This window comes from Rhodococcus sp. P3_B8, assembly GCF_056402775.1.
Genome location: NZ_JBFUGT010000528.1, coordinates 1 through 2,748, shown reverse-complemented (window position 1 = coordinate 2,748; position 2,748 = coordinate 1). Strand labels below are relative to the sequence as shown.

General features: G+C 66.7%; 3 protein-coding genes and 1 rRNA gene. 2 read left to right on the top strand and 2 right to left on the bottom strand.

All coding sequences use genetic code 11. The annotated features are described in order from the left end of the window. Window positions 1-501, top strand: a 501-nt coding sequence (locus tag AC1D1G_RS44080) for an SWIM zinc finger family protein (protein WP_477956808.1), incomplete at its 5' end; no start/stop codon positions are given. Here AC1D1G_RS44080 and AC1D1G_RS44075 read toward each other — a convergent pair. Beyond that, on the bottom strand, window positions 467-802 hold the full coding sequence (locus tag AC1D1G_RS44075) for a UBP-type zinc finger domain-containing protein (protein ID WP_477956809.1): 336 nt from the start codon (window positions 800-802) through the stop codon (window positions 467-469). The genes AC1D1G_RS44080 and AC1D1G_RS44075 overlap by 35 nt on opposite strands. Window positions 803-981: 179 nt before the next feature. On the opposite strand from AC1D1G_RS44075, the gene AC1D1G_RS44070 reads away from it, so the two are divergent. Continuing rightward, the gene (locus AC1D1G_RS44070; RefSeq protein WP_477956807.1) at window positions 982-2,586 is read left to right on the top strand and encodes a PucR family transcriptional regulator; all 1,605 of its coding nucleotides are present in this window, start codon (window positions 982-984) and stop codon (window positions 2,584-2,586) included. 81 nt (window positions 2,587-2,667) lie between these two features. On the opposite strand, the gene rrf is transcribed toward AC1D1G_RS44070, so the two are convergent. Further along, window positions 2,668-2,748 (bottom strand): 5S ribosomal RNA (rrf, locus tag AC1D1G_RS44065); the annotation flags it as partial.

The following is a 2,748-nucleotide window of genomic DNA, read 5'->3' as shown; positions in this document are numbered from 1 at the left end:
GTGCTCGCCACCCTCGCGTCGCGGAGCGGTCACGTCGCCCAGTTGTCGAGTGGGACGCTCCCTCGGGAACTCGACGACGACCTCGCTGCCGTCGACGTGTCACTCGTACCGTCGATGTTCGATGCCGACGCGACGTGCACCTGCGAGGAGTGGGACGTGCCGTGCCGTCACGCTGCCGCGGTGCTGTATCAGGCAGCGTGGGTGCTCGACGAGGACCCGCTGCTCTTCTTCCTCTTGCGCGGACGGGAGGGACAGGAGGTTCTCCAACTCAGGCACGGCGCACACGAGGAGACCACCCGTTCCTCGTTCGACGCTTCGCACTCCCCGGTGTCGGCGTCGGACGCCTACTCCGCAGTTCCCGGACCGCTTCCGGTGCCGCCGCGCTCCGGCGGAACCCCGGTGCGCCCACGCTGGCTCGACGACGCTCCCCCGGAGATTCAGGCGGACGCCGTCTGGTCGGCGATCGTCACTGCGATTTCGCGATACGGAGACCGTGTCTGAGGTCCTCCGACGGTCCGGGCACCAGGCTCGGTGCGACCACCCGGGCCCCGGTCGCCGGATACGGCGTGCAAATCTGGGCGTCGTGCACGAAGCACCAGCGCCAGTTGTCCCCCGCGTGAAGCGATTGGACGATCGGATGACCGCTGCGTTCGGCGTGGTGTCGCGCGTGCCGCATCGGTGATCCGTCACTGCATCCGACATAGCCGCACGTCAGGCACAACATCAGGTGCTCCCAGCGGGTACCGAGTGCGAGACAGCCCTCGCACCCGTCCGACGTGTGCGCGACGACATCGCGAATCATGTTCAGATCGGGATCGTGCCAATTATTGGATTGGGTCATTGTGCCACCCCTCAGTAACCAAGATTGGCGGCTGATCCGTCTCGCCACATGGTCACCGCGGAACGAAAGAATCCCCCGAAATCCGGCCTCAGCGGACAGCGTCCCGGTTTCGACGGCGCAAAACGGGGTAGTTCCAAGCCATGGATCTGGAAGCAGCCCCAGACCCGAGGGTGGATCACACGCCGCGGGCGACGAACCTGTCCGCGGTCGTGGCCGTCACCGCGCACATGCACGACTGCGGGAATCGCGACGAGATTCTCGCCCTGCTGGTCGAAGCTCTCCCTGAACTCGGTCCCTTCACGGTGGAATCCGAGTCGGTTCTGACGGACGAATCCGACGACGTCTGGCGTCACCGCGTGCTGCTCGACGATTCGTGGTCGAGGCCGGTGTCGCTCACCCTCCGGGCCGACTACCCGCCGACCCCGGTGCAGGCCACCCTCCTCGAGCTGCTCATTCAGCACACCGGGTCGGCCCTGCGCGCCGCATCGCTTCGCTCCCGGGCAGCCACACACGAACGTCAATTACGTGAGGCCACGGACGAGATCACCGCGCTCGGAGCGCGGGCCCTGCGGCTCGAGGAGCAAGCGAAGATCCACGACACGTTCGGGCGCCTCGCAGCGACCGGCGCCGACGAGACCGCCATCGCCGAGACACTCCACCTGATGACCGGACTCGCCGTCGGAGTCGAGGACGCCTTCGGCAATCTCCGCGTCTGGGCCGGCCCGGACAAGGCCCCGCGGTACCGCAAGATCGGCGGCGGGAACCGAGTCGACGTCCTGCGCCGTGCCGCGATGGAAGGGCACCCGCTCCGGCACGACAATCGGATCGTGCAGATAGTCCGGCCCGGCCAGACACTTCTCGGCGTCCTCTACCTGTCGGACCCGGAACATCGGGCAACCGATCTCGACACGGTGGCCCTCGAACACGCCGCGACGATGCTCGCCGTCGACATGTCGCACCGCAGATCACTGGCCGAGACGGAGGCGCGGCTCAGCCGCGACCTGGGCGCCGACCTGCTCGGCGGCACCGACGACGACAGCGCTTACTCGCGCGCCGACGCACTCGGCTACGACCTGCACACCCCGCAACGCGTCCTGGCAGTGCACTGGGGGCCGGACACACCCGTCGAGTCCGTCACGGAAGCCTTACGGCGCCACCTGACGTCCTCCGACTCGTCGGCCCTCCTCGTCCACGGTAACGAACACCGAACCGGGATCCTCGCCGCCGTGATGGACGCAAAAACAGATGTGAACCTCATCTTCACGGCGTTGGAGAAGTCGCTCGGGCCCGCGGTCGGAGTGATCGGTGTCGGATCCGAATGCACGTCCCCCAGTGGCCTACCCGACTCGTACACCCACGCGATACGGGCGCTCGAGATCAGAAAGCAGTCGCTGTCGCCCCGCGGCGTCGCGCTGTTCGACGAACTCGGCGTCTACCGCATCCTCGACTCGCACAGCAGCACCGGAGACGTCGAGGCATTCGTGCAGGAATGGCTCGGCCCGTTGCTCGACTACGACCGGGAACACCGCAGCACGATGACGGCCACGCTGGCCCAATACCTCGAATGCGGTGGCAAGTACGACGAAACCGCACAGGCACTCAGGATCCACCGCAGCACCCTGCGATACCGGATGTCCCGCATTCACGAATTGACCGGGCGTGACCTCCGCAGCGTCGACACCCGCCTGAATCTGCATCTGGCGTCCCGCGCACTGCAGGTCCTGGCCGGCGGTGCGCCGGGGTGAAAAGACATGTGCGGCATCGGTGTTCGTGCCTTGGAATGCCGAAAGCCCCCCAACAAGGTTGGGGGGCTTTCGGTAACGGATGTTCGGCGGTGTCCTACTCTCCCACACCCTGTCGGGTGCAGTACCATCGGCGCTGGAGGGCTTAGCTTCCGGGTTCGGAAT